Origin of the sequence: Bosea sp. 124 (genome assembly GCF_003046175.1) — a bacterium.
Classification (GTDB): domain Bacteria; phylum Pseudomonadota; class Alphaproteobacteria; order Rhizobiales; family Beijerinckiaceae; genus Allobosea.
Map to the genome: position 1 here is coordinate 1155563 of NZ_PZZM01000001.1, position 24031 is coordinate 1179593.

General features: G+C 69.4%; 23 protein-coding genes. 10 read left to right on the forward strand and 13 right to left on the reverse strand.

What is annotated here, in order from left to right:
- Positions 1 to 3: 3 nt before the first annotated feature.
- Positions 4 to 1839 (reverse strand): metallophosphoesterase family protein, encoded by a 1836-nt coding sequence (locus C8D03_RS05530; RefSeq protein ID WP_108045365.1) that lies wholly within the window; start codon positions 1837 to 1839, stop codon positions 4 to 6.
- A gap of 322 nt (positions 1840 to 2161) precedes the next feature.
- Between C8D03_RS05530 and C8D03_RS05535 the strand changes: the two genes are divergently transcribed.
- The 8 genes from C8D03_RS05535 to C8D03_RS05570 all read left to right on the forward strand — a co-directional run bounded on the left by C8D03_RS05535 (position 2162) and on the right by C8D03_RS05570 (position 9574).
- Positions 2162 to 2674 (forward strand): Na+/H+ antiporter subunit E, encoded by a 513-nt coding sequence (locus C8D03_RS05535; RefSeq protein ID WP_108045366.1) that lies wholly within the window; start codon positions 2162 to 2164, stop codon positions 2672 to 2674.
- Positions 2667 to 2954 carry a monovalent cation/H+ antiporter complex subunit F gene (locus C8D03_RS05540; protein WP_108045367.1) on the forward strand — a complete coding sequence of 96 codons (288 nt, stop codon included), beginning with the start codon at positions 2667 to 2669 and terminating at the stop codon, positions 2952 to 2954. Before C8D03_RS05535 ends, C8D03_RS05540 begins: the two co-directional genes overlap by 8 nt.
- The gene (locus C8D03_RS05545; protein ID WP_108045368.1) at positions 2951 to 3244 is read left to right on the forward strand and encodes a cation:proton antiporter; all 294 of its coding nucleotides are present in this window, start codon (positions 2951 to 2953) and stop codon (positions 3242 to 3244) included. The genes C8D03_RS05540 and C8D03_RS05545 overlap by 4 nt, the downstream gene beginning before the upstream one ends.
- On the forward strand, positions 3241 to 4173 hold the full coding sequence (locus C8D03_RS05550; protein WP_108045369.1) for an MnhB domain-containing protein: 933 nt from the start codon (positions 3241 to 3243) through the stop codon (positions 4171 to 4173). The genes C8D03_RS05545 and C8D03_RS05550 overlap by 4 nt, the downstream gene beginning before the upstream one ends.
- Positions 4170 to 4529: an NADH-quinone oxidoreductase subunit K gene (locus tag C8D03_RS05555; RefSeq protein ID WP_108045370.1), complete on the forward strand. Its 360-nt coding sequence runs from the start codon at positions 4170 to 4172 to the stop codon at positions 4527 to 4529. The genes C8D03_RS05550 and C8D03_RS05555 overlap by 4 nt, the downstream gene beginning before the upstream one ends.
- Positions 4526 to 6064 (forward strand): complex I subunit 5 family protein, encoded by a 1539-nt coding sequence (locus C8D03_RS05560; protein WP_108045371.1) that lies wholly within the window; start codon positions 4526 to 4528, stop codon positions 6062 to 6064. Before C8D03_RS05555 ends, C8D03_RS05560 begins: the two co-directional genes overlap by 4 nt.
- Positions 6061 to 7692 (forward strand): complex I subunit 5 family protein, encoded by a 1632-nt coding sequence (locus C8D03_RS05565; RefSeq protein WP_108045372.1) that lies wholly within the window; start codon positions 6061 to 6063, stop codon positions 7690 to 7692. Before C8D03_RS05560 ends, C8D03_RS05565 begins: the two co-directional genes overlap by 4 nt.
- Before the next feature lie 67 nt (positions 7693 to 7759).
- Complete coding sequence (locus tag C8D03_RS05570; protein ID WP_108045373.1) at positions 7760 to 9574, forward strand: SLC13 family permease; 1815 nt, start codon at positions 7760 to 7762, stop codon at positions 9572 to 9574.
- A gap of 82 nt (positions 9575 to 9656) precedes the next feature.
- Here the strand turns inward: C8D03_RS05570 and C8D03_RS05575 are convergent, their stop codons facing one another.
- The 11 genes from C8D03_RS05575 to C8D03_RS05620 all read right to left on the reverse strand — a co-directional run bounded on the left by C8D03_RS05575 (position 9657) and on the right by C8D03_RS05620 (position 20013).
- Positions 9657 to 11144 carry an alpha/beta hydrolase gene (locus C8D03_RS05575; RefSeq protein WP_108045374.1) on the reverse strand — a complete coding sequence of 496 codons (1488 nt, stop codon included), beginning with the start codon at positions 11142 to 11144 and terminating at the stop codon, positions 9657 to 9659.
- A 213-nt stretch (positions 11145 to 11357) separates the two neighbouring features.
- Positions 11358 to 11702, reverse strand: coding sequence for a c-type cytochrome (locus C8D03_RS05580; protein WP_248308361.1), 345 nt, complete (start codon positions 11700 to 11702; stop codon positions 11358 to 11360).
- Positions 11702 to 12448, reverse strand: a complete 747-nt coding sequence (soxA, locus tag C8D03_RS05585; RefSeq protein ID WP_248308362.1) for a sulfur oxidation c-type cytochrome SoxA — start codon at positions 12446 to 12448, stop codon at positions 11702 to 11704. The genes C8D03_RS05580 and soxA overlap by 1 nt, the downstream gene beginning before the upstream one ends.
- A 26-nt stretch (positions 12449 to 12474) precedes the next feature.
- The gene (locus C8D03_RS05590) at positions 12475 to 12798 is read right to left on the reverse strand and encodes a thiosulfate oxidation carrier complex protein SoxZ (RefSeq protein WP_108045375.1); all 324 of its coding nucleotides are present in this window, start codon (positions 12796 to 12798) and stop codon (positions 12475 to 12477) included.
- Positions 12799 to 12808: 10 nt separating this feature from the next.
- Positions 12809 to 13303 carry a thiosulfate oxidation carrier protein SoxY gene (locus tag C8D03_RS05595; RefSeq protein WP_108045376.1) on the reverse strand — a complete coding sequence of 165 codons (495 nt, stop codon included), beginning with the start codon at positions 13301 to 13303 and terminating at the stop codon, positions 12809 to 12811.
- Positions 13266 to 13685: a sulfur oxidation c-type cytochrome SoxX gene (soxX, locus tag C8D03_RS05600; protein WP_181300694.1), complete on the reverse strand. Its 420-nt coding sequence runs from the start codon at positions 13683 to 13685 to the stop codon at positions 13266 to 13268. Before soxX ends, C8D03_RS05595 begins: the two co-directional genes overlap by 38 nt.
- Positions 13686 to 13777: 92 nt before the next feature.
- The gene (locus C8D03_RS05605) at positions 13778 to 15979 is read right to left on the reverse strand and encodes a xanthine dehydrogenase family protein molybdopterin-binding subunit (protein WP_108045378.1); all 2202 of its coding nucleotides are present in this window, start codon (positions 15977 to 15979) and stop codon (positions 13778 to 13780) included.
- Positions 15980 to 16079: 100 nt separating this feature from the next.
- Positions 16080 to 16547: a (2Fe-2S)-binding protein gene (locus tag C8D03_RS05610; RefSeq protein ID WP_108045379.1), complete on the reverse strand. Its 468-nt coding sequence runs from the start codon at positions 16545 to 16547 to the stop codon at positions 16080 to 16082.
- 276 nt (positions 16548 to 16823) lie between these two features.
- On the reverse strand, positions 16824 to 16946 hold the full coding sequence (locus C8D03_RS26940) for a hypothetical protein (RefSeq protein WP_282568570.1): 123 nt from the start codon (positions 16944 to 16946) through the stop codon (positions 16824 to 16826).
- An 81-nt stretch (positions 16947 to 17027) separates the two neighbouring features.
- Positions 17028 to 17267, reverse strand: a complete 240-nt coding sequence (locus tag C8D03_RS05615; protein WP_108045380.1) for a DUF2934 domain-containing protein — start codon at positions 17265 to 17267, stop codon at positions 17028 to 17030.
- Between the two features lie 130 nt (positions 17268 to 17397).
- Positions 17398 to 20013 (reverse strand): bifunctional acetate--CoA ligase family protein/GNAT family N-acetyltransferase, encoded by a 2616-nt coding sequence (locus C8D03_RS05620; protein WP_108045381.1) that lies wholly within the window; start codon positions 20011 to 20013, stop codon positions 17398 to 17400.
- Between the two features lie 190 nt (positions 20014 to 20203).
- Here C8D03_RS05620 and C8D03_RS05625 point away from each other — a divergent pair, with 190 nt between their 5' ends.
- A complete protein-coding gene (locus C8D03_RS05625) occupies positions 20204 to 21658 on the forward strand; it encodes a protein adenylyltransferase SelO (RefSeq protein WP_108045382.1) in 1455 nt (484 codons plus the stop codon).
- A gap of 286 nt (positions 21659 to 21944) precedes the next feature.
- On the forward strand, positions 21945 to 23543 hold the full coding sequence (locus C8D03_RS05630) for a gamma-glutamyltransferase family protein (protein WP_108045383.1): 1599 nt from the start codon (positions 21945 to 21947) through the stop codon (positions 23541 to 23543).
- Positions 23544 to 23679: 136 nt separating this feature from the next.
- On the opposite strand, the gene C8D03_RS05635 is transcribed toward C8D03_RS05630, so the two are convergent.
- Positions 23680 to 24027 carry a Rid family hydrolase gene (locus tag C8D03_RS05635; RefSeq protein ID WP_108045384.1) on the reverse strand — a complete coding sequence of 116 codons (348 nt, stop codon included), beginning with the start codon at positions 24025 to 24027 and terminating at the stop codon, positions 23680 to 23682.
- Between the last annotated feature and the right edge of the window lie 4 nt (positions 24028 to 24031).

Genomic DNA, 24031 nt, shown 5'->3' on the forward strand with positions numbered 1-24031 from the left:
GCGTTACTGCGAGATCGAGAATTGCGACGCGACCCCTCCCCCTCGTAGGGAGGGGTTTGAGGGCGGCACGAGCTCGATGCGCTCCGGCGCCAGCAATGCGAGCCCGCCATCGGGCGCCGCACCGAGCCGGTGGATGTAGAACGCGGTCGGCTCGTCATTCGTCGCCTCCATGACCGGGGACGGCGCCGAGACGATCCGGAGCGCGCCGCACCGGCCGATCCAGTCGATATGCCGGTGCCCATGCATCGCCACGAGCCGGCGCGCATGCGGCGCGAGCTGGCGCACGAAGCGGCTGCCATTGATCAGCGCGGTGCCGATCCGCTCCGAAAAGGCCTTGGCCTGCTGCGGATATTCGACCGGGTGGTGATGCAGCGCGATGATCCAGCGTGCCGCCGGATATTGCGACAGCGCCGCCAGCATCGCCCGCAGATCCTCCTCCGCGACGAGGCCGAGCGCGTTGGTGAAGGAGAAATGCGTCTCGGCATTCGAGTTCAGCAGCACGACGCCGAGGCCATCCGGTTCAGCCGGCGGCAGCACCATCGGGAAGACCTCCTCCCAGATCGCCGACAGCCCCAGGGAGAGACGCAGCCCGCCGGAATCGGCGAAGGCCGCGATCGCCCGGCGATGCGGCTCGAGCCGCTCCGACAGGGTCCGGCCGATCGCGCCGGCGTTCTTGTCGACGACGTGGACGCGCCCGCCCTGCACGGCCTCCATGGCCGAGAGCGTCCGCATCTGGCGCAGGCGCTTGCCAGGGCTCGTCGGCAGCTCGAGCCGGGCCGGATTGGCGCGGTCGACGATGTTGACGTCGTGATTGCCCGGCAGGATCAAGGTGCGCGCGGCGAGCTCGGGATGGCGCGCCAGCGCATCGAGGAATTCGGCCCATTCGGCGGAGCGGCCGGCATCGGTCATGTCGCCGGTAACCAGCACCGCATCGAGCGGCTCGGCGGCGTGGATCGCCGCCAGCCGCTCCAGCACGAGGTGGAGCCGCCCGTTGCCACGCGGGCCGGCGCGCCCGCTCTCGATGCGGAAGCCATAGCGCTCGCCGACGACATGGATGTCGGAGAGATGGGCCACACGCCATTGCCGGTCCGAGCTTTGCGCCCCATCGAAGCCCGCGAGATCGCGCGGCTGATCCATGGTGGCGTCGGCGATCCCCCAGACCAGCGAAGCCAGCGCGAGATAGGCGCTCATCACGGAGACCGTATTCGCGAGCGCCGGCACGAGGAGGCGCAGGGGATGCGCGATATCGGCGACTTCGCCGGACCAGCGCGTGGCCGGCCAGACCGCGGCGGCGATCCCGCCCGCGACCAGCGCCGCGCCCAGGCCCGCGGCGAACGCGGTGAGCGCCCGCAGGCGCGCCCGGCTGTCCTCGCTCGCGCCGGCCGGGAGAAAACGCTCCGCCAGATGGCGCAGCCCTTCGCGGGCGAGCACATAGCCCGGCTGGACGGCGAGCGAATTGAGCGACCAGAAGCTGCGCTCGGCGGCACGAAACAGCGGCCTCAATCCGAACCAGCCGAAGGCGGCGACGGCCACCAGGACCAAAAGCGGCCCGATGCCGGCCAGCGCCATGATCCGGCCGGAGACATTGCCAAACCAGGCCGTGACGACGAGCGGCGCAAGCCCGAGCAGGATGCCCGGCACCAGCGCGAGGATCACCCAGGCCAATGCCAGCTTGGGCAGGTTGATCTCACCGAGCAGGGTTCCCGCGATGGCGATGAGCGAATGCGTCTTCGTGCTGCTGGCGTCGTCCTCGGCGTCGCCGTCGCGCGGTTCGATCAGCATCGCGTCGGCGCGCTGCGGCCGGGGGCCGGAAAGCCCGGCCGGGCGGAGGGGCAGCATTGCATCGTGGCCGGCGGCCGGTCAGGAATCATGAACTCGACCCGAAGCGGAGTGGCCGCCGGGAAAATGGGACGGCGGGCACAGAACTGAGACAGGCGGCAGATGACCGCCAAGAACCCGAATGCTACGTTATCATCATCGCTTAGCGCAAGTTGATATCGTTGAAAACAAGCAAGAGATGACGTTTTCGGATGCAACTGGAAAGAACTGATCCTTCCAGATTTAATAATCAACTCCGTTCGTGGCCCTGCTCTGCTTCGCCGCGCCCACGCAGCCAGCGCTGGACCGACGTGCCGACCGGCATCGATTGGGGCGTCCTGCGATGAACGCGCTCCCCGCCCCTCGCCTGCGCCCGTCACCCCCCATTCTTCTGGGTCGCGGCCTGGGCTTCTTCGCCCTCTGGCTCGCCCTGATCGGAACCGCCCCCGCGGACTGGCCGTTCGGCCTCGTCGCGGCTGCGGCCGCAACATGGGCGAGCACGGAGCTCTGGCCGGCAGATGGCGGGCTGTCGTTCTCCGGCCTCGCCCGCTTCGTGCTGCGCTTCCTGCCGCAGGCCGTGATCGCCGGGACCGACATCGCCCGGCGGGCCATGGCGCCGCGTATCACGCTGAAGCCCGGGCTGGTCGGCTACCGGGCAACGCTTCGTCCCGGGCTCGCGCAGGGCGCGATGTGTGCGGTGATGAGCCTCCAGCCGGGAAAACTGCCGGTCTCGTGCCAGGCCAGCGGCGACATGCTGATCCACTGCCTGGACACCGGGGCGCCGGTGACGGCCGAACTCGCGGCCGACGAAGCGGCGTTCCTGCGCATCCTGCAGGGAGGGCGCGACCATGGCTGAAAGCCTGACCGCAACTGCCCTGCTCGTTCTGCTGGCCAGCGCGGCCGGGCTGGTGGCGGTGCTGCGCTCGCGTATCGCGATCGAGAAGATGATGGCGGTGCAATTGCTCGGAACGGGTGGCGCCGCGACGCTGCTCCTGCTCGGCAGCGCCTCGGCGGAGCCGGCGCTGGCCGATGTCGCTCTTCTGCTCGTGCTGCTTTCCGCCTTCTCCTGCGCGGCTTTCACGCTCGGCGAGAACGAGCCGTCCGAGGTGCCGACGGAGCCGGACGAGCCGTCATGATCTCGTTTGCGGACGGATTCACGCTGGTCTTCGTGGCGGCTGGAGCGCTCCTGTTCCTGGCGGGGACGCTCGGGCTGCTGCGCTTCCCTGATACGCTGAGCCGGCTGCATGCGCTCAGCAAAGCCGACAATCTCGGCCTCGGACTGATCGTGATCGGCCTGCTGCCGCAGGCGCAGAGCGTGGCGGGCGGTGTGAAACTCGTCTGCATCTGGCTTCTGGCGCAGTTGTCCGCCGCGACCGCCAGCCAGTTGATCGCGGGCATCGCCGCGCGCCGGAAGCCGGAGGCATGAGCCTCGTCTTCGACCTCGCGCTGGCCGCAGGGCTGATCGCGCTTTCGCTTCACATCGTCCTGAGCCGCGACGGCCGGGGGGCGATCGTCGCCTTCATCGCCTTCGGACTGCTGCTCGGCATCGGCTGGGCCAGGCTGGCTGCGGTCGATGTCGCGCTGACGGAAGCTGCCATCGGCGGCGGGTTGACCGGCATGCTGCTGCTGAAGGCGCATGCCCATATCGCCGGCCGGGCCTCGCAGGCGCCGCCGGCTGCCCGCCCGGCCTGGGTGATCCCGGCTCTGGCCTGCGGCGCGGTCACGCTGGGTCTCGGCTTCGTCGTGCTGGCCTTCCCGCATCCTGCGCCGAGCCTGGCGCGCGAAGCCGTCACCGCTCTCGGCGCGACCGGGCTCGGCAACCCGGTCACGGCCGTGCTGCTCGCCTATCGCGCGATCGACACCCTGCTGGAGAAGATCGTCCTGATCGTCGCGCTGATCGGGGTCTGGTCCCTGACGGCCGATGACGCCTGGGGTGGGGCCTCGCATCTGCGCCCCGCCATCGTACCGGAGCCGCTCGTCTTCCTCGCCCGCGCGCTGCCGCCTTTCGGCGTGCTGATCGCGGTCTATCAGGTCTGGGTCGGGGCCGACGCACCCGGCGGGACCTTCCAGGCCGGCACCATCCTGGCCGCGATGTGGCTGCTCGTCATGCTGGCAGGCCTGCGGCCTGCGCCCGAGACACGGCAGGCCGCGCTGCGGATGATCCTGGCGGCGGGGCCAGCGCTCTTCATTCTCGTCGGCTTCGCGGGTGTCGCCATTGCCAGCGGCTTCCTGTCCTATCCCGAAGCCATCGCCAAACCTCTGATCGTCGCGATCGAGGTCGCGCTGACGCTCTCGGTCGCCGGCACGCTCGCCCTGCTCGTCGCCGGCCCTCCCGACAGGGCGCCCTCGCCATGAGCGCGATCGCCCTCACCTCCGCCTCGCTGTTTGGCCTGTGCGGTGCCGCGCTTGTCGGCATCGGCCTGTTCTGCATCGTCACGCATCCGGAGCTGCTGCGCCGGCTTGTCGGCTTCAACATTCTAGGCGCCGGCATCTTCCTGGTCTTCGGGGCGGTCTCGCGCCGCGGGGCGGCGATGGGCCTAAGCGGCGATCCCGTGCCGCAGGCCATGGTGATCACCGGCATCGTCGTCGCCTTCGCCGCGACCGCGCTCGCGATCGCGCTGCTGCGACGGCTGGCCTCGCTGACGGGCCGGGATACGCTCGAGGCTCCGTCGCCCGAGACTCTGCCAACGCCGCCGCGGAGCGAAGCGTGACCGCGCTCCCGGGCGCGGCGCCCCTCTACGCCGCGACGCCGGGCGGCCTGCTGCTGGTGCTCGCCGTCATGCTGCCCGCCGCCGCCGTGCTGGCGATGCTGGTGCTCGGGCCCCGCCATGCGCGCCGGGTCGCGCTTACGACGATGGCGCTGGGCCTTGTCGTCGCGCTCGCCATCGGCGTCGAGCTCATGCGCAGCGGCGCGGCACTGATCTACATCGTCGGCAACTGGCAGCCGCCGCTCGGCATCGCGCTACGCGCCGACGGCCTCTCGGCGATGATGCTGGCGGTGACGGCCGCGGTCATGACGGGGACGGGCCTGTTCGCCCGCGAATTGTTTGGGCTCGACGCGACGAGTTGCGACGGGCGGCTGGCGACGAGCTTCTGGATGCTGCTGATGGGGCTGTGGAGCGGGCTTTGCCTCGTCTTCCTGTCGCAGGACCTGTTCAACCTCTATGTGGCGCTCGAACTGCTGACCTTTGCGGCCGTGCCGCTGGTCTGCCTCGACGGACGCGGCGAGACGGTGGCAGCGGCGCTGCGCTACCTGATGTTCGCGCTACTCGGCTCGCTGCTCTATCTGCTCGGCGCAGGCCTGCTCTACGGCGCCTACGGCACGCTCGACATCCGGCTGATCGCCAGCGCGAGCCAGCATGGCCCGGCGATCCATGTCGCGCTGGCGCTGATGATCCCGGGGCTGCTGGCCAAGGCCGCGCTGTTTCCGCTGCATCTGTGGCTGCCGCCGGCCCATGCCGGGGCCCCCGCCGCGGCGAGTGCCGTGCTGTCGGCGCTGGTGATCAAGGCGCCGGTCTTCCTGATCCTGCGGCTCGTGCTCGACATCGCGCCACCGGAGGCCGCCGCGATCGCAGGGCAGGTGCTGGCCGTGCTGGGAGCGGCCTCGATCCTGCTCTGCAGCATCATGGCGCTGCGGCAGGAGCGGCTGAAGCTGATGATCGCCTATTCGACGGTGGCGCAGATCGGCTATCTCTTCATCGTCTTCCCGCTCGCGACGGGCGGTGACGGAACCCCGCCCTGGGGCACGATCGCCTGGACGGGCGGGGCGCTCCAACTGACCTCGCATGCGCTCGCCAAGGCCGCGATGTTCATGGCGGCCGGCATCGTCGCAGAAGCGATCGGGCATGACCGCATCCGCGATCTCGGCGGCTTCGGCCGCGTGCTCCCGCTCAGCGCCGCGACCTTCGGGCTCGCCGGGCTGTCGCTGATGGGCATCCCGCCGAGCGGCGGCTTCATCGCGAAATGCCTGCTGCTGACGGCGGCTGCCGTCGGCGGCCATCTCTGGCTCGCCCTGACGATCCTGGCCGGCGGGCTGCTGGCCGGGGCTTACGTCTTCCGCGTCATGGACCGGGCGCTGGCGACGCCGGCCGAGCCGCTGGTGCTGCGCAAGCCGATTCCGCTGCGCCTCGAGCTGATCCCGCTGGTGCTGGCGATCCTGGCCGTGGCAATCGGCTTCCTGCCGCTCGAACCCTTCGGCCTGCTGCAGATCGGCCGCCCCGACGCCGCCCTGGCGGTCTCGCCATGAGTGCCGCCGGTCTTCTCCTCGCAGCTTGCCTGCTGGTGCCGCTGGCGATGGCGGCCTCCAACCTCTCGCCCCGGTTCCGGGCCCGGGCGCCGTCGCTGCTCTGGCTCGCGCCGGTTCCGGCGATGCTGGCGGCCTGGCTGCTGCCGGCCGGCGCCTCGGCCTCCTTCCCGGTGCCGTTCCGGATGACGCTGGCGCTCGACCAGCCCGGCGCGATCCTGCTCGGCGGCGCGGCGCTGCTGTGGAGCGCGGCCGGAGCCTTCGCCGCCTCCTATATGCGCGGCAAGCCGGGGCTGACGGGCTTTTGCGTCTGGTGGCTCCTGACGCTGGCGGGCAGCCTCGGCGTTCTGATCGTCGCCGATATCGCGAGCTTCTACCTGCTGTTCACCCTGGCGAGCCTCTCGGCCTACGGCCTCGTCGCCCATGAGCAGACCGCCGGGGCGAAGCGGGCCGGCGTCGTCTACATGGTGCTGGCGCTGCTCGGCGAGGCCTTCCTGCTCTTCGCCTTCGTGATGCTGGCAGCCGGCAACCCGGATCCGAACCCGCTGATCCGCGACGCGGTGGCGAACCTGCCCGCTTCGCCGATGCGGGACGGCATCGTCGCGCTGGTGATCCTCGGTTTCGCGCTGAAGATGGGGCTCATCCCGCTGCATGTCTGGCTGCCGCTGGCGCATCCGGCGGCGCCGATGCCGGCCTCCGCCGTGCTCAGCGGGGTGCTGGTGAAGGCGGGCGTGATCGGGTTGATCCGCTTCCTGCCCTTCGAGACCGCGCTTCCCGCCTGGGGCACGCTGCTCGCGACGGCGGGAATCCTGACCGCCTATGGCGGCGTCGCGCTCGGCGTGGCGCAGCGGCGGCCGAAGACGATCCTGGCCTATTCCACGGTCAGCCAGATGGGCCTCGTCGCCGCGATCATCGGCGCAGGCCTGGCTGCGGGCGATCCGGCGGCGCCCGGGCTCGCGGCCTATTACGGGATGCATCACACGCTGGTCAAAGGCGGGCTGTTCCTCGCGGTCGGCGTCGCCTTCGCCTCGGGCGGGCGGCGGTTGCGGCCGGTTCTGCTGCTGACCGGCCTGCTCGCGCTCAGCCTCGCCGGACTGCCCCTGACCAGCGGTGCGCTGGCCAAGCTCGCGGTCAAGCCGATGCTGGGCTATGGCGCCCTCAGCGTCGCCGCCTCGCTCGCCGCCGCCGGCAGTACGATGCTGATGCTGCATTTCCTCGCCGTGATGGCGGGCGAGACGGCGGAAAATCCCGAGTCCCGCGCGCCGCAAGGCGAGGCTGCTCCCTTCCTCGCCGTGGCGGCGGCATCGCTCGTCATTCCGTGGTGGCTCTATCCCGCCCTCTCGGGAGACGCGCTCGCGAGCGCCTGGGAGATCGGCTCGCTTTGGAAGCTGGTCTGGCCGATGCTGCTCGGTTTGGCGGTCTTCGCCCTGACGCGGCGGTTCGAGCGGCTGGCCGGCATGGTTCCGGAGGGCGACGTCCTCGTCCTGGCGGAACGGCAGGCCCCGCGCTTCGCTCGCCTGCCCGCGGCGATCGAGCGGCTGGACGGCGCCCTGCGACTCTGGCCCATGGCCGGGCTCGTTCTCATCGGCCTCGTGATCCTGCTTGGCGGACGCTTCCTGCTGCCTGCATAAAGCGAGGCCAGCGCCGGCGCTCCCGGCGGCGGCAGCTTCCCGATCTCACATCCCTGGACGACCCGCCGTGAACGCCATCGAAAGCACAACCCTCGTCGTCGCGGTGACGGTCGCGCTGTTCGCCTGGAATCGGCTGCCGGTGGTGGTGGTCGCCATCGGCGCGGCGCTGTCGCTCTGGGCGCTCGGCGTCGTCACGCTGGAACAGGCGCTGGCCGGGTTCGGCGACCGCGCCGTGATGTTCGTCGCGAGCCTGTTCATCGTCAGCGCCGCGCTGGAGAAGACCGGCGTCACCGCCTGGGCGGGGCAGATCCTGACCGCGCGCGCCGGCGAGAGCCGTTCGCGCCTGCTCGTCATCATCATGGCGGCGGCGGGCTGTCTGACCGCGCTGATCAGCGGTGGCGGTGCGGTCGCCGCCCTCATGCCCGTCGTGGTAATGGCGGCGATCCGGCTGCGGCAATCGCCGTCGCTGCTCCTGATGCCGCTGGCCTTCTCCGCCCATGCCGGCGCCAACATCTTCCTGACCGGCGCGCCCAAGAACATCCTCGTCTCGGAGGCGCTGGAGGATTCCGGCCTGCCAGGCGTCGCCTTCGCCGAATTCGCGCTGGTCGGCGTGCCTCTGCTGGCCGGGACAATGCTGATCCTGCTGCTCCTCGGCAAACGCCTTCTCCCCGCGCAGGGCAACGCCCGGCTGCCCGCCGATTTCAGCCGTCACGCCCAGACGCTGGTCGAGCATTACGGGCTGACCGACGGCTTCTTCCATCTGCGCGTGCGGGCGACCTCGAACCTGATCGGGATCGCCCCTGCCACGCTCGACCTGACGCAGGCACAGGGCCGGATCGAACTCGTCACCGTCCAGGCCGGCCGGTCTGGCATCGCACGCGGGACCGATCCGATCTGCGAGGGCGACTACTTGCTGGTCAAGGGCGAGGCCGACGCGGCGGCGCGGCTCTGTGCCGCCCGGCATCTCGCGCCGCGCGACGAGGCCGATGACGGCGACGCGGCCGACGCGCTGCTGAACCGCAGCACGGGCCTCGCCGAGGTCGTGATCCCGCCGCGCTCGGCCTTCATCGGTCGGGCCGTCCATCCCGGCATGACCACGGAGGGGGGCGACCTGATCGTGCTCGCGGTCCAGCGCGGTGGCGTCGATCTCGACCCGGCGGACCCGGTTCTGCAGGCGGGCGACACCGTCCTGCTCAAGGGAAGCTGGAAGGCGCTCGATCTCAGGCTCGCCGATGCCGATGTGCTGGTCGTCAATTCGCCCGACCTCGTCCGGCGCCAGGCCGTGCCGATGGGCGCAGGCGCGGGGATGGCAATCGCGGCGCTCGCCGCCCTCGTCATCCTGCTCGCGACCGGCATCGTGCCGCCGTCGGTGGCGGCGCTTCTCTGCGCGCTGGCGCTGATCGGCGCCGGCATCGTCTCGGTCGAGGAATCCTATCGCGCGATCCACTGGACGACGATCATCCTGATCGGCGCGATGATGCCGCTCTCGGTCGCGATGGTGCAGTCGGGCACGGCCGATCTCGCCGCGCGCCATCTCGTCGCGCTGACCGGCGGTGGCGGACCGATCGTCTTCCTCGCGGGACTGTTCCTGCTGACCGCCTGCCTCGGCCAGATCATGAGCAACACGGCCACGACCATGATCGTGATCCCGATCGCGATGGCAGCAGCGACCAGCATGGGCGTCTCGCCGCGGCCGATCCTGATGAGCCTGTGCATCGCAGGCTCTGCCTCCTTCATGACGCCGATCGCGACCTCGACCAACCTGATGGTGATGGGCCCGGGCGGATACGCCTTCGGCGACTACTGGAAGCTCGGCCTGCCGCTGATGATCTGGTTCTTCGTGATGGCGGTGTTCTACGTTCCGCTGATCTGGCGGTTCTGAGGTCCGTCTCCCCCCAGCCCTCATCCTGAGGAGCCGCGAAGCGGCGTCTCGAAGGATGAGGGCTGAGGGGAGGTCGCTTCCTTCATTCCGGCTTCTTCTCCGCTGCGGCCGCGCCCATCGGCGGCCCCAGCCGTTCGTCGATGCGGGCGAGCAGATAAGGGTAGAACGGGTTCGACGACATCCGCAGCAGCGCGTCGAGATTGACGATCAGCGTGCCGCGTTCGCCGCGCGCCGCGACCGAGCCCAGCTCGATGCCGAAATCATCCTTGGGATCGGGCGTCATGCCATAGAGTCCGTCCGTCAGCGGAAACGGCAGCGCGACATGCGAGAGCGAGAACACGTCACGCGGATAGGACAGGCCGAGCGCCCGCTCGGTCTCCTCGGTCGCTCCAGCCTCCGTCACGCGCTCGACGACCTCGCTCGAATCCGGCCCCGCATTGGTGATGATCGAGAGCCGGAAAGGGCGCGGCGCCGGCGGCAGCATGCGGGCGAGCAGCGTGTCCGCTGATGTATTGAGCAGCGGTCCGAACTTGGCGCTGCGGTTGAGATCAAACAGCACAAGCTCGCTGCCATTGGCCGGCAGATGGGCATAGAGCGAGGTGATGATCGCCCGCGTCGAGACGGTGAAGTCCATCACCGACTGGAAGGTGATCAGCGGCGGCAGGTCCTTGAGCGGCCCGGCCCGCGCCTGCTTCAGGATCTTCTGCTGGAGCGCCGCGGTCAGGAGATGCGACTGGCGCGCCCCGTTGACCGGGAAGGAGTTGTACTTGAACGGGTTGAACTCGGGCAGGACGCTGAGCCAGGCCGCCTTGGCGAAGGCGGGCAGGATCGCCGGCAGCGCGGCCAACCCCGCGAAGCGCGCGAAGGCGGTGATGCCGACCATCGGCGAGATCAAGACGATGCGGTCGACCCGCGCCAGCTTCGCGTCATCCAGCCCCTCCAGCGCATACATCAGCGCGAGCGCACCGCCATTCGAGAAGCCGACCAGATGCAGCGGCGCGGAGGGGCCGGCGAGGCGGCGTGCCTCGCGGACGGCGAGCCTCGTCGCGGCGAGCCAGTCCTCCCAATCGATTTCGGTCAGCGCGGCCGGCACGGTGCCATGGCCAGGCAGGCGCACCGCAACGGCTGCGAAGCCGCGCTCGCGATACTGCCGCGCGATATGGCGCAGGCTGTAGGGCGAATCGGTCAACCCGTGCAGGAAGATGGCGGCGCCCTTGGGCGGCCCCTCCGGCTGCAGCACATAGGAGCGGTTCCAGTCCTGCGCGAAGCGCCCGGGATAGATCGGGCTGCCGTCGAAATAGCGGTTCACGGGGACGCGCTCTTCGGGGCTGAGCTTCTGCGTCACCTCGGCCCGGATGTCCGCGAAGGCCTCGCTCTCGGCCTTGAGATAATCCTGCCAACTGCCTCGATCGAGTTCGGCGATCGACAGTTCCTTCGGGATATGGGTGTGCCAGGGCTCGAGCGGCGCGCCGCGCTGGGTGTCGTAGATGCGCAGGCCGAGCAGCGACACGGACGCGATCACGACGACGATGGCCGTGCGCTTCAAGGCCTTCAGAAGAAAAACCCGCATCTCGTCTCGTCCTGTCCCCGGGCGGCGGCGCCGGGCCCGCGCACCCGTTATGTCGGCCCGTGCCCTTCCGCGAGAGTGCGCCCCGTCCCAAAATCGGCCCGAGCGTCCCCATCTTCGCGTGTTGTACACGAGGCGACGGCAAGGCGAGAGGCCCGGCCCCTCGCCTGCGCGCATCTTTGCCGTCTTCCCCGACATGGCGCGGGGCCGGACATCTCAGTCGGCGGCGTCGAGGCTGCCGTAATGCGCCGCCAGGGCCTCGATCTCGTCGCGGGAGAGCCTTGCGGCAATCGCCTGCATCACAACGTTGTCGCGTTGCCGCTCCTTGTAGGACAGCATCAGCGCGATGAACTGGTCGGGCGGCAGACCGGTGATTGCCGGAATGCCGCCCTGCCTGGCTCCGCTGGCGCGATGGCAGGTGGCGCATTCGGCCGAGAGATGCTGCCCCCATTCCCGGTCGGCACCGGCGGCCGCCTGCGTCATTGCCATGAGCGCCGGCGACACGGTCATGATCGCCAGAAGCGCAGGCACCAACGGGCGAAGGGAGATGGAGCGTGCCACTAGCGCCGGATTCCCGGCGTCTCCACGGGCAGGCCCCGCGCCCGTCCGGCGAGATAGAGTTCGAGTGCCAGATATTCAGGCGCGCCGTAGTCGAACTGCGTCGCGCGCACACCGAGCGAGCAGGCGCGCAGGCGCCGGTGCAGCGAGCCGACATCGTTCCACTCCAGCCGATAGGCCGGGTAGCCCGTGCCGGCGCCGTGGCTGATCGTGTCGCCGCGCAGCTTCTGGCCGACGAGTCCGTCATGGCATTGCCGGCAGGACAGGTTGAGCTGGCCTTGCCGGCGTTCGAAGAAGGCCCGGCCCGCCTCGAAGAAGGGTTTTGCCGCACCATCCGTTCTGACATCGAGCGGGAGGCCGCGCGCAAGCGAAGCGACATAGGCCGTCAGCGAGAGAAGCTCCGCCGTCTCGTATCCGAAAGCCGGCTGTCCCTGCCGCTCGACACGGCATTGCTCGATGCGGCCCTCCAGGTTGAGCAGCCTGCCGGAGGCCGCATCGACCTGCGGGTAGCGCGTCGCCGCGCCGCGCAGGCTCTGTTGCGGCTCGGCATGGCAGCCGCTGCAGGCCGCCCCGTCCGGAGAGGGCTTGCGGCTGAACAGGTCGCGGCCCTGCTCGACCCAGAAAAAGGCAGGGTTTCGCGTCTCGTCAGCCTGCTGCCGGCGCATCTCGGGAGATAGGAATTCCGTGCCCGACCTGATCTCCGACGAGGCAGGCGCAGCCGCGAGCGCCGCCCATGCCAGCGCGGCCACCCATCGATGCGGACGCCTGCGCCCGCTCACGTCACGGTCAGCCTTGCGGTCCGCGTATAGGTCGCCCCGCCATCCTCACGCCATTCGAAGACGATGTCGCCGGTCGCGACCGCCCGCGTCGTGAAGGAAACGAAGGGATTCGCGGAGACGCCGGTATGCATGTCGAAGCGGAAGATCGGCTCGCCGGCATAGGTTGCGGTGAGCCGGTTCAGGATCTTGCGCGGCACGGTGCCGCCCTTGCCGTCGGACTGGCCGCCGCGATCCATCGGATGGCGGGTCAGGACCCTGATCTCGACGATATCGCCGGCACGGGCCTCGGCCGGCAGGGTGATGCGGGCGTTGAAGGTCATCTCGCTCTCCTCAGCCGCCGTCGATGCAGGCGCTCAGCGTCACGACGATATCGGCCTCCGCCATGACGAAGCTGCCGCCGCTGAGCGCCGCCACCGCCGTGACCTTCTGCGATTGTGCCAGCCGCAGCGTGGTCGCAACCTCGGCACGGCCGGCCCGTGGGCCGAGATGGAACCGCGCCATATCCGGGAAGGGGTTCTTCTCGGCGATCAGGTGAATCCAGCGGACATGATCGGCCTCGGTCATAGGGCTCTCGACGGCGATCTTCGTATCGACCGAATTGCCGTTCTCGACCAGAGCGGGAATGTCGAGCGTGATACGCGCCCGCTCGGGCAGGACACCTTCGGTGATGCGCGCGATCAACTGCGCCAGTTCGGGCGAGGTCTGCGCGAGCGCACGTCCCGGCAGGCTTGCCAGCAGCAGGCCAGCGGCCGCGCCCGCGACGACGCGGCGGCGGTCGGGACCCGCCTCAGAGCGCCTTGAGCGCGACGAGATAGCTGACGACATCCTCGATCTCCTGGGCCGACAAGGCCGGCTTGCCCCGATAGGACGGGGCCACATCATGCAGGTCTTCGGTCCTGAAATAGGGCGGCATCACCGTCTGCGGGTTCAGCACCGAGGCATCGACCAGCCGCAGCCGAATCTGCCCGGCATCGAGGCGATGCCCGACGCCGGCCAGCGGCGGGCCGATCGTACCCTGGAAGGGCTCGGAGGCATCCGCGCCCTGGTGGCAGATCAGGCAGTTGCCGCGCTCGCGATCCCGGATCAGAGCCGCGCCGCGCGTCGCATTGCCAATGAGGCCACCGAGCGGACGCGGAATCGCGTCGCCGACGACCTCATAGGGTTCCAGCGCCAGGGCCGGGCAGGCAAACTGAGGACAGAGGCACAATGCCGCCCATGCCAAAACGCTCCCAGCGAAGATGCGCGCCAGCTCCCTCCCCCCGCTTGCGGCGGGGAAGGGAGAAGAAAGCGGCGACCCGGTCACGCCTTCTTGAGATCGGCGTTCTTGATCGGCAAGGCGCGGATGCGCTTGCCCGTCGCGGCGAAGATCGCGTTCAGGACGGCCGGCGCTGCGACCGCGATCGTCGGCTCGCCGACGCCGCCCCAGAAGCCGCCTGATGGCACGAGCACCGTCTCGACCGCCGGCATCGCCTCCAGTCGCATCACCTCGTAGCTGTCGAAGTTCTCCTGCTCGACGCGGCCGTCCTTGATGGTGATCTCGCCATAGAGCGAGGCGGACAGGCCGTAGACGAAGGAGCCTTCGACCTGGCGCTCGATCTGCGCCGGGTTGACGGCATGGCCCGGATCGGTCGCCGCGACGATGCGGTGGATCTTGAGCTTGCCATCCGGGCTGACCGAGACCTCGGCCACCGCCGCGACATAGGAGCCGAAGCCCATCGTCTGGCAGATGCCGCGGAAGACGCCATCGGGGAGCTTCGTGCCCCAACCGGCCTTCTCGGCAACGGCATTGAGCACCGCCAGATGCTTGGGATGGTCCTTCATCAGCGCGCGCCGGAACTCCAGCGGGTCCTTGCCCGCCGCATGCGCCAGCTCGTCCATGAAGGATTCGAGATAGATCGTGTTCTGGTTCAGGTTGACGCCACGCCAGAAGCCCGGCGGCACATGCGGGTTGCGCATGGCGTGGTCGATCAGCAGGTTGGGAATCCCATAGCCGATCGAGGCCTCGGGACCGGGCGGGTTGAGGCCCTGGAACACGGCCGGATCGCGCCCGTTCTGGATATTCTGCGGAAAGATGCCGGCGACGATCGATTGGCCGGATATGCGCATGTGCAGCCCGGTCAGGTTGTTGTCCTTGTCGAAGGCTCCGACCATCTTGCACTGCGTCAGCGGGTGGAAGCGGCCATGCAGCATGTCCTCCTCGCGCGACCAGATCAGCTTCACCGGCGTGCCGGGGATCTGCTTGGCGATGGCGACGACCTGACGGACCCAGTCATGCACCGCGCCGCGCCGGCCGAAGCCGCCGCCGAGATCGATCTTGTAGGCCTCGCATTTGGCGATCGGCAGGCCCGAGGCCTCGGATGTCGCGGCGAGCGCCGCCTCGCCATTCTGGGTCGGCGTCCAGACCTCGCATTTCTCCGGCGTGTAGAGCGCCGTGGCGTTCATCGTCTCCATGCAGGCATGGTTCTGGAACGGATAGGAATAGACCGCCTCGATGGTGCGGGCGGCATTGGCGATCGCCGCCTTGGCGTCGCCGTTCTGATTGCCGACCACGGCGTTGGGCGCGTCCAGCCCCTCTTTCAACCAGGCCGCCAGGCTCGCACTGGACACATTCGCATGCTCGCCCTCGTCCCAGACGATCGGCAGCGCATCGAGCGCGGTCTTGGCCTGCCACCATCTGTCGGCGACGACGGCAACGGCACTGTCGCCGACCGGCAGCACGTGCCTGACGCCCGGCATGGCCGTGATCGCGGCGGCATCGAAGCTCTTCACCTTGCCGCCGAAGACGGGGCAGTCCTTGATCGCGGCGTTGAGCAGGCCGGGCATGGTCAGATCCATGCCGTAGATCTTCTTGCCGTTGGTCTTGTCGGCGGTGTCGAGCCGCGGCAGCGGCTTGCCGGCGATGGTCCAGTCCTTCGGGTCCTTGAGCGCGACGTCCTTCGGAGCTTCCAGTTTGGCGGCGGCAGCCGCGACCTGTCCGTAGCGCAGCGAACGGCCGGAAGCCTTGTGGGTGACGACGCTCTTCTCGGCCGAGCATTCGGCCGCGGGCACATTCCACTCGTTCGCCGCCGCCTGGATCAGCATCGTGCGCGCCGCCGCGCCACCCTTGCGGACATAGTCGTGCGATTCGCGGATGCCGCGGCTGCCGCCGGTCGAGAAATTGCCCCAGACACGGTTGCGGGCGACGTTCTGGCCCGGCGTCGGATATTCGGTCGTAACCTTCGCCCAGTCGCAGTTCAGCTCCTCTGCGACGAGCTGGGCGAGTCCGGTCAGCGTGCCCTGCCCCATCTCGGAGCGAGCGATGCGGATCACCACCTTGTCGTCAGGATGGACCACGACCCAGGCGTTGATCTCAGGCACGGCGCCTTGCGCCTGCGCCTGGGCCTCGCTTCCGAAGGGGATCGCGAAGCCGAAGCTGAAGGCGCCGGCCGCAGCGGCGGAGCCTGCGAGCAGGCCGCGGCGTGACACGCTGGTTTTGGAAGAGGCGGTCGAGGCGGATGTCATGTCGTCCTCCGGATCTGGGCATGGGCGCGAGGGAGGCGGCGGTGCTTGAAGACCTGCCGCGTTCGACCCCGCGCTGGGGAATCACGAAACGGGCGAGCCCTCAGCCGCGGCCAAGCGTGCCGCCGGCGACGACGTCGAGGATCGCGGTCTTGACCCGCGCATAGGTGCCACAGCGGCAGATATTGGTGATCTCGCTGGCGATATCGGCCTCGGTCGCCTTCGGATTGGCCTGCAGCAGGGCGGCCGTCGCCATGATCATGCCGCTCTGGCAGAAACCGCATTGCGGTACGTCGTGCTTGATCCAGGCCTGCTGCACCGGGTGCTTGCCGTCGGGGGACAGCCCCTCGATCGTGACGATCTTCTGTTCTGCGGTGATCGCATCGAGCGGCAGCGCGCAGGAGCGCGTCGCGACGCCGTCGATATGGACCGTGCAGGCACCGCATTGGGCGACGCCGCAGCCATATTTCGTCCCGGTCAGACCGATCTGTTCCCGGATGACCCAGAGCAGCGGCGTGTCGCCGGCCGCTTCGACATCAATCATCCTGCCGTTCACATTGAGCTTCGCCACCGTAAACCTCCCGGTTTCGATCAAGAAGGACAGCGGGAGAGCCAGCGCGCCCCGCCGAAATGCCGACGTGCGCCGCGGCGCGCCGGTCAGACTTGAATTGGAAGCGATTGAAACTCAGTTCTGCCTGCGAGCCAACGCCCCGCAAGCGGCCGATCACGTTGCGTGATGGCGCGCGCGAGCGGCATTTTCCAACCAGGAACGGCCGATTCCAGCGACAGGGCCGGCCGTTCGGGTCGGATCGCCCCGGGTCATGAGCAGGGGAGGCAGCACGCAGCATCACGGCAACGTGATGCTGCGTTGGCGCCTTTCCGAGCAGGCGTCGATGCCGCGCCCGGGCGAATGCCCGAGCACGAGCAGCGGCACCCACAGGCTGGGATCGCGGTGATCGCGGAGACGCATCTCACCGCTGCTCCGGAACGGGTCTCCGAAGGCTTCATCCTGCCGATATATCGGCCTTGCGCCGCCGGGATAGCGACCGTTTCAGGCCGCCACGCCACGCCGTGATGTCGGACCGGCGCGCCGCTCCGAGCTACCCGGTGCGCGAGGCGTCGGTGCTGCATGTGATGACGCCTGCGGTGCGTCCTCGCCGCTGTGCCGGAACGCCCAGATCTCCTTGGCAACATCCCAATGGCGCCGGTCCTGACCGTCCGGGCAGCCATCCTGCACCCAAAGCTGATAGGCGATCTTCCTGATTTCGCTATGTACCCTGTCGTCCTTCATGGCAGTTTCTCCGTCGCGTGCTTCCCGCCCGCCAGCCGGATCGTCAGAAGGCCACAAGACTGTGGCGGCAATGCCGGGCGCAGATCACATTCAGGGCAACGGCCGGGTTCGCGCAGCCGCTAAATCGCGGTCAGGAGCGCAGGTTCGATGCGGCGGATTCCACCGACAAGGTGACGACGCGGAGCGCCATGTCGTCGGGGACATGCGCGATCTCGAAGCCGAGCTGGCGGCAGAGCGTCAGCATGCGCGTATTCTCCGCCAGCACCTGGCTGCGGATCGTCTTGAGGCCTTCGGCCTTCGCCCATTCGATGATCAGCGTCATCAACGTCCAGCCCAGCCCGACACCCTTCCAGTCGGAGCGCAGCAGGATCGCGTATTCGGCCTCCTCCTGCCCCGGATCGGTGTGCAGCCGCACGACGCCGGCGACCTCGCCCGTCTCCTCCTCGAAGGCGACGAAGGCCATGGCACGGGCATAGTCGAGCTGGGTCAGATGGGCGAGGAAGGAGTGGCTGAAGGTTTTCAGCGGCGCGAAGAAGCGCAGCCGCAAATCCTCCGGCGTCACCTTCTGCAACATCGCAGCGATCGCGCCTTCGTCCTCCGGGCGGATCGGCCTGACCTGGAAGCTTCGCCCGCTCCGCAGCGTCACCTGCCTTCGCCAGTTTCCGGGATAGGGCCGGATCGCCGGGCGGCGGCGCTTCTCGGGCGTACGCTCCAGCATGATGCGGGCATCGACGGTCATGACGCCGGTCTCGTCGGCGAGAAGCGGATTGAGATCGAGTTCCCGGATCTCGGGCAGGTCGACCGCCATCTGCCCCACCGCGACGAGCGCCGCCGCCACCGCATCCAGCCGCGCGGCGGGCACGTCGCGATAGGCCGCGAGCACGCGCGAGACGCGGGTGCGGGCGATCAGCCGGCTGGCGAGCCCGAGATCGAGCGGCGGCAAGGCGACGTGGCTGTCGTCGATCAGCTCGGCGGCGGTGCCGCCACGGCCGAAGACGACGACGGGCCCGAAGCAGGGATCGGTCGCGAAACCGACGATCAGCTCGCGCGCCTTGGCACGCTGCGCCATCGGCTGCACCGCAAGCCCGGTGATCCGGGCCTCCGGCCGGTCTGCCCGCACCCGCGCGAGCATGGACTCGGCCGCATCACGAAGGGCGGCCTCGGTCGCCAGATCGAGCGCGACGCCGCCGACATCGGATTTGTGGATGATGTCGGGCGAGACGATCTTGAGCGCGACCGGCCGGCCACGCGCGAGCAGCGGGCGTGCCACGATCAGTGCCGCCTCGATATCCGCTGCCACCACCGGGCGGAGTTCCGGGATGCGGTAGATCGCCAGCAGCGCCGAGACCTCGTCGGGGTCGAGCCAGTCGCGCTGCTCGGCCAGCGCCCTGGCGACGATGGCCCGTGCCTGTGCAAGATCTGGCGGCGGCATGTCCTCCGCCGAAGGGGGCGTCGCCATCAGCTCGGCCTGCAGGCGGGCATGGCGCAGGAGGTGCTGGAAACCCATCACGGCTTCGGCGCCGGTCGCAAAGGAGGGCAGCCCGGTGGCCGCGAACCGCGCCGCGATGGCGTCGTCGCCGCCGATCCAGGCCGCCAGGACCGGCTTGGTGCTGCGCACCGCCCGCGCCGCCGCAACGACGGCCTCGGCGCAGGTTTCCGCCTCGGCCAGCAGATGTGGAGCGTGCACCGCGAGCACCGCATCGACGCCGCCATCCTCGAGCAGGCCGGTGACCGCCTCGCCATATTGCGCCGGCGTCGCCGCCTCGACGATGGCCTCCTCATCCGGAGCCGGGGCGTCGCCGCTCCGGGTCGCAAGCGCGCCTCCGAGCTGGCGCAGGCGCCCCGCCGCCAGCGCGGCGAGCCCGGCCCCGTTGCTGACGATCGCCAGCCGGCCGCCGGCCAGCGGCCGCGTGCGGCCGAGCGTCTCGGCCGCAGCGAAGAGCTCATCGAGATCGTTGACCCGCAGAAGCCCGGCGCGATGGAACGCGGCATCATGGGCCCGGTCGGCGGTGACGATCAGCCCGGCATGCGTCAGCGAGGTGGTTCCTGTCGCCGCACGCCACGGTTTCAGCACCAGCACCGGCTTCAGATGCGCCGCCGCCCGGGCCGAGGACAGGAAGCGCGCGGCATCCTCGACATCGTCCAGCGCCAGCAGGATTGAGCGCGTCCGCCCGTCGAGACCGAAATGATCGAGGCAATCGGCGATGTCGACATCGGCAGCCGCGCCCAGCGTGACCGCACCCGAGAAGCCGACCTCGCGGCGCGCTGCCCAGGCCAGGATACCGGCCGCGATCGAACTGGACTGCGCGACCAGGGCGATGCTGCCCGTCTTCGGCACGACCGGCGCGAAGCTCGCATTGAGATGCAGGCGCGGAGCCACCAGCCCGATCGAATCGGGGCCGATGACCCGGATGCCGGCACGGCGGCCGGCCTCGCCCAGCATGGCTGCACCGGCCCGCTCGCCATCGACGATCAGCACGCCGGCGCAGCCGCGGCGCCCGGCCGCGGCGATGGTCTCGATCGCATCCCGCGCCGGGGCGATCACGAGATCGGCTGCCTCGGGCAGGGCGTCGAGGTTCGCGGCAGGCTCCCAGCCCTCGGCCGCGCCGCCACCCAGCGCGACCATGCGGCCGGTATATCCGCCCGCCCTGATGCTGGCGAGCAGCGGCATCGTCGGGTCATCCGCCTGCGCCACGACCGCGACCGACGCGGGCTCGAGCATGCGTTTCAATCGGTCGGGCGCCATGGCAGCATCGTCTCGGGAAACAGGCCTCGGATCAGGCGCGACGGAGCTTCGTTGCGGATGGCTGCCATGGCAAGCACGGTCTGCCGGCGGCAGATGCCACGATGCCGCAGACGGGCCGACGCCTCAGTGACGTGCCAAATTCTCGGGAAGCCCCATATTGTCGGGACACGTCATAGTCTCAGGACCTGTCATGCCGATCGCCTTCGACAACAGCTATGCCCGGTTGCCGGAGCGCTTCCATGCGCTGACCCCGCCGACGCCCGTGCCGGAGCCACGCCTCGTCCGGCTCAACGGCGCACTGGCCGATGAACTCGGCCTCGACCGGGACTGGCTTGCGAGCCCCGAAGGGATTTCCGTCCTCGCCGGCAACGCCGTGGCGCCGGGATCGACGCCGATCGCGACCGCCTATGCCGGGCACCAGTTCGGCAATTTCGTGCCGCAGCTCGGCGACGGCCGCGCCATCCTCCTCGGCGAGGTCCTCGACCGCTCGGGCGTTCGCCGCGACATCCAGCTCAAGGGGGCCGGACGCACGCGCTTCTCGCGCGGCGGCGACGGGCGGGCGGCGCTGGGGCCAGTGATGCGCGAATACATCGTCAGCGAGGCGATGGCGGCGCTCGGCATCAAGACGACGCGCGCGCTGGCCTTCGTCCTGACCGGCGCAGCGGTGATGCGCGATGCGCCGCTGCCGGGCGCGATCCTGACGCGCGTGGCCGCGAGCCATATCCGCATCGGTACCTTCCAGTTCTTCGCGGCACGGCAGGATGTCGAGGCCCTGCGGCTGCTGGCCGATCATGTCATCGCCCGCCATTATCCGCAGGCGGCCGCGGCGGCTAAACCCTATCTCGCCTTGCTCGAGGCGGTGATCGCGGCGCAGGCCGATCTCGTCGTGCGCTGGCTCCTGGTCGGCTTCATCCATGGCGTGATGAACACGGACAATGCCTCGATCGCGGGCGAGACGATCGATTACGGCCCCTGCGCCTTTCTCGACGCTTATGATCCGGAAACCGTGTTCAGCGCGATCGATGCCGGAGGCCGCTATGCCTATGGCAACCAGCCCGGCATCGTGCTGTGGAACCTGACGCGGCTCGCCGAAGCCGTGCTGCCGCTTCTGGCGACAGAGACCGACGCGGCCGTCGCCCTCGCCCAGGCCGCACTCGGCGCCTTCGGGCCGCGCTATCAGGCCGCCTATGACGCGGGCATCGCCCGCAAGCTCGGCCTGGCCGGCGATAGCGAGGCCGATACGGGGCTCGGCGCCGAACTCCTCGGCCTTCTCGCGGCGCGCGGGGCCGATTTCACGCTCAGCTTTCGTCATCTCAGCCGGCTTCACGCCGGGCTTGCAGGAGAGGAACCGCTGCGCGCGGCGCTCGGGCACGATCCCGCCCTCGACGGCTGGCTGGCACGCTGGCGGGAACGCAGTGCCGGCACCACGCGAGACGCGATGCTCACGGTCAATCCCGCCTTTATCCCGCGCAATCACCGCATCGAGGCCGCGATCGCGGCGGCGCAGGAGCACGACGATTTCGCGCCTTTCGAAGAACTGCTCGCCGTGCTGGCGCGGCCCTTCGACGAGCAGGCCGCCTTCGCGGACTATGAAGACCCACCGCAGCCGCATGAACGCGTCAGGCGAACCTTCTGCGGCACCTGAACGGAAGCAGTAGCCTCTCGCTTGCCCATCCACGCGTTCGCCCCTGGCGACCGGAGGGAGGCCCTGGACCCATTCCGGAACCTCAACTAGCACGCGCTCCGGAATGGATCCCGGATCTCCGCTTCGCTGCGTCCGGGATGACCCGCGTTTGGGCAAAAGATGCTCGCCATGCGCACAACGCCAGCGACAGCACGCGAAACGCAGGCATGACGACCTGTTCCGGCCGGCGGAACCTGTGCTCTGATCGCGAAGGCCATCCAGGGCCGGAACGCGAGGACGAGTGACGATGCAAGGCCGCCGCCCGACGATCCATTCCCGCCACGGCATGGTCGCCGCGGCCCATCCGCTCGCGGCCCAGGCCGGGGCGCGATTGCTGATCCAGGGTGGCAACGCCTTCGACGCCATCGCCGCGACAGCCGCGGCGCTGAACGTGGTCGAGCCCTTCATGTCGAGCCTGTCGGGCATGGGCTCGGCGACGCTCTGGTCGGCGGCCGAGGGCCGCGTGCGCGTGCTCGATTTCGTGCCGCCGATCCAGACGAGCTTTCCCTCGGACCGCTTCTCGCAGCGCTCCGACCTCGAACGCGGACCGCATGCGGTCGCGGCGCCGGGCAATCTCGCCGGCTGGTGCGAGCTGGCCTCGCGCTATGGCCGCAAGCCCCTGGCCGACATCCTCGCCCCGGCAATCGCGCTCGCGCAGGACGGCTTCGCCCTGTCCGAATTCGGCGTCGCCGAGTTCAACGAACAGGCCCCGTTGCTCGAGGCCTGGCCCGAGATCTATCCCGGTTTCGCCGCGACCTATCTGCCCGATGGCGGGCCGGTGAAGCTCGGGCAGGTGCTGCGCCAGCCCGAGCTTGCACGGACGCTCTCGGAGATTGCCGCCAAGGGTCCGGACCACCTCTATCGCGGCGAACTCGGCGAGCGCATCGTCGCGCATCTGCGCTCGCTCGGCGGATTGATGACGATGGCCGATCTCGCAGCCGTGGCGCCACGCTGGCACGAGCCCTTCGCGGTGTCCTATCGCGGCCTCGACATCCATGTGCCGCCGCCGCCCTGCGAGGCCTTCCAGTTCCTGCTCAGCCTCAAAATCCTCGAAGGCTTCGATCTCGCCGGCCTGCGCAAGGATGGTCCCGAGCATCTCGACCTCATCTATCGCGCGATCCGGATCGCCGCCGGGGTGCGGATCGCCTCGAACAACCCCTCCCCCGAGGCCCTGGCGGAGATCTTCTCGGCTGCCTCGCTCGCGACCCTGCGCCAGCGCGCCGGCGACGGTGTTCCGGTCGAGGGGCCAACCGAGCAATGGACGCCGCAGCCGGGCGAGGACCCGGCCCACACCACCTCCTTCTCGGTGGCGGATGAGGAGGGCAATCTCGTCTGCATCACCAACAGCCTCGGCAGCCCCTTCGGCAGCGGTGTCGTGGTGCCGGGCACAGGGCTCTGCCTGAACAATTTCCTGTACTGGTCGGACGTACAGGCAGGCAGCCCGAACCGCTCGAAGCCCGGCGACGAATTGCCGATGTGCATGTCGCCCAGCATCTCGACGCGTGCCGGCAAACCCGCGCTGGCGCTCGGCACGCCCGGCAGCTACGGCATCATGCAGACGCAGACGCAGGCGATGGTGCAGCATCTCGATTTCGGCCTCTCCCTGCAGGAGGCGATCGAGGCGCCGCGCTCGCGGCTCTGGGACGGGCGCTCGATCGAGGCGGAAAACCGGATCGCGCCCGATACCATTGCGGAGCTGCGCCGGCGCGGCCACGACATCACGGCTTTCGACGTGGGCTGGACGATGCGCTGCGGCGGTATGCAGGCGGTGGCGGTGGACCCTTCGACCGGCGTCATGACCGGCGCCGCCGATCCACGCCGGGACGGCTATGTCGTCGCGGTGTGAGGTGGGGCTCGGCGGCTGACCCATCCATGTTCTCGCAGAAACACGCCGTCATCCCGGGCGACCGCAAGGAGACCGGGGAGGACGGCGTGTTTGGATGCGCCCGGATCGCCTGGCGACCCGCCTCTTCTGAGCGGCCTCAGCCCCGGCTGGCCGTGACCACGATCTCGATCATCGCGCCGCCGCCGAGATCGGCGACGCCGACGGTGGCGCGGGTCGGCATGTCGTCGCCGAAGAAGCCGGTCCAGGCGGCATCCATCTCCTTCTTGTGGGAGAGGTCGGTGACGTAGATCTGCGAGGCGACGATCGCCTTGCGGTCGAGCCCGACCTCGCCGAGATAGCCCTCGATCTTGCCGAGGATATTCTGCGTCTGCGGCCCCATGCCTTGGGTGGTGTCGTCGGCGATGCAGCCGCCGACGAAGACCAGATTGCCGGTCTCGACAATGCGGTTCTGGATCGGGGTCTTGATGCTGCGCTTGATGGTCATCTGG

Coding starts and splice junctions, on each gene's coding strand:
- C8D03_RS05530 (WP_108045365.1), bottom strand. CDS start 1,839: ATGCTGCCCCTCCGCCCGGCCGGGCTTTCCGGCCCCCGGCCGCAGCGC.
- C8D03_RS05535 (WP_108045366.1), top strand. CDS start 2,162: ATGAACGCGCTCCCCGCCCCTCGCCTGCGCCCGTCACCCCCCATTCTT.
- C8D03_RS05540 (WP_108045367.1), top strand. CDS start 2,667: ATGGCTGAAAGCCTGACCGCAACTGCCCTGCTCGTTCTGCTGGCCAGC.
- C8D03_RS05545 (WP_108045368.1), top strand. CDS start 2,951: ATGATCTCGTTTGCGGACGGATTCACGCTGGTCTTCGTGGCGGCTGGA.
- C8D03_RS05550 (WP_108045369.1), top strand. CDS start 3,241: ATGAGCCTCGTCTTCGACCTCGCGCTGGCCGCAGGGCTGATCGCGCTT.
- C8D03_RS05555 (WP_108045370.1), top strand. CDS start 4,170: ATGAGCGCGATCGCCCTCACCTCCGCCTCGCTGTTTGGCCTGTGCGGT.
- C8D03_RS05565 (WP_108045372.1), top strand. CDS start 6,061: ATGAGTGCCGCCGGTCTTCTCCTCGCAGCTTGCCTGCTGGTGCCGCTG.
- C8D03_RS05575 (WP_108045374.1), bottom strand. CDS start 11,144: ATGCGGGTTTTTCTTCTGAAGGCCTTGAAGCGCACGGCCATCGTCGTC.
- C8D03_RS05590 (WP_108045375.1), bottom strand. CDS start 12,798: ATGACCTTCAACGCCCGCATCACCCTGCCGGCCGAGGCCCGTGCCGGC.
- C8D03_RS05595 (WP_108045376.1), bottom strand. CDS start 13,303: ATGTCGTCAGCTATCTCGTCGCGCTCAAGGCGCTCTGAGGCGGGTCCC.
- C8D03_RS05605 (WP_108045378.1), bottom strand. CDS start 15,979: ATGACATCCGCCTCGACCGCCTCTTCCAAAACCAGCGTGTCACGCCGC.
- C8D03_RS26940 (WP_282568570.1), bottom strand. CDS start 16,946: ATGCGTCTCCGCGATCACCGCGATCCCAGCCTGTGGGTGCCGCTGCTC.
- C8D03_RS05615 (WP_108045380.1), bottom strand. CDS start 17,267: ATGAAGGACGACAGGGTACATAGCGAAATCAGGAAGATCGCCTATCAG.
- C8D03_RS05620 (WP_108045381.1), bottom strand. CDS start 20,013: ATGGCGCCCGACCGATTGAAACGCATGCTCGAGCCCGCGTCGGTCGCG.
- C8D03_RS05625 (WP_108045382.1), top strand. CDS start 20,204: ATGCCGATCGCCTTCGACAACAGCTATGCCCGGTTGCCGGAGCGCTTC.
- C8D03_RS05630 (WP_108045383.1), top strand. CDS start 21,945: ATGCAAGGCCGCCGCCCGACGATCCATTCCCGCCACGGCATGGTCGCC.
- C8D03_RS05635 (WP_108045384.1), bottom strand. CDS start 24,027: ATGACCATCAAGCGCAGCATCAAGACCCCGATCCAGAACCGCATTGTC.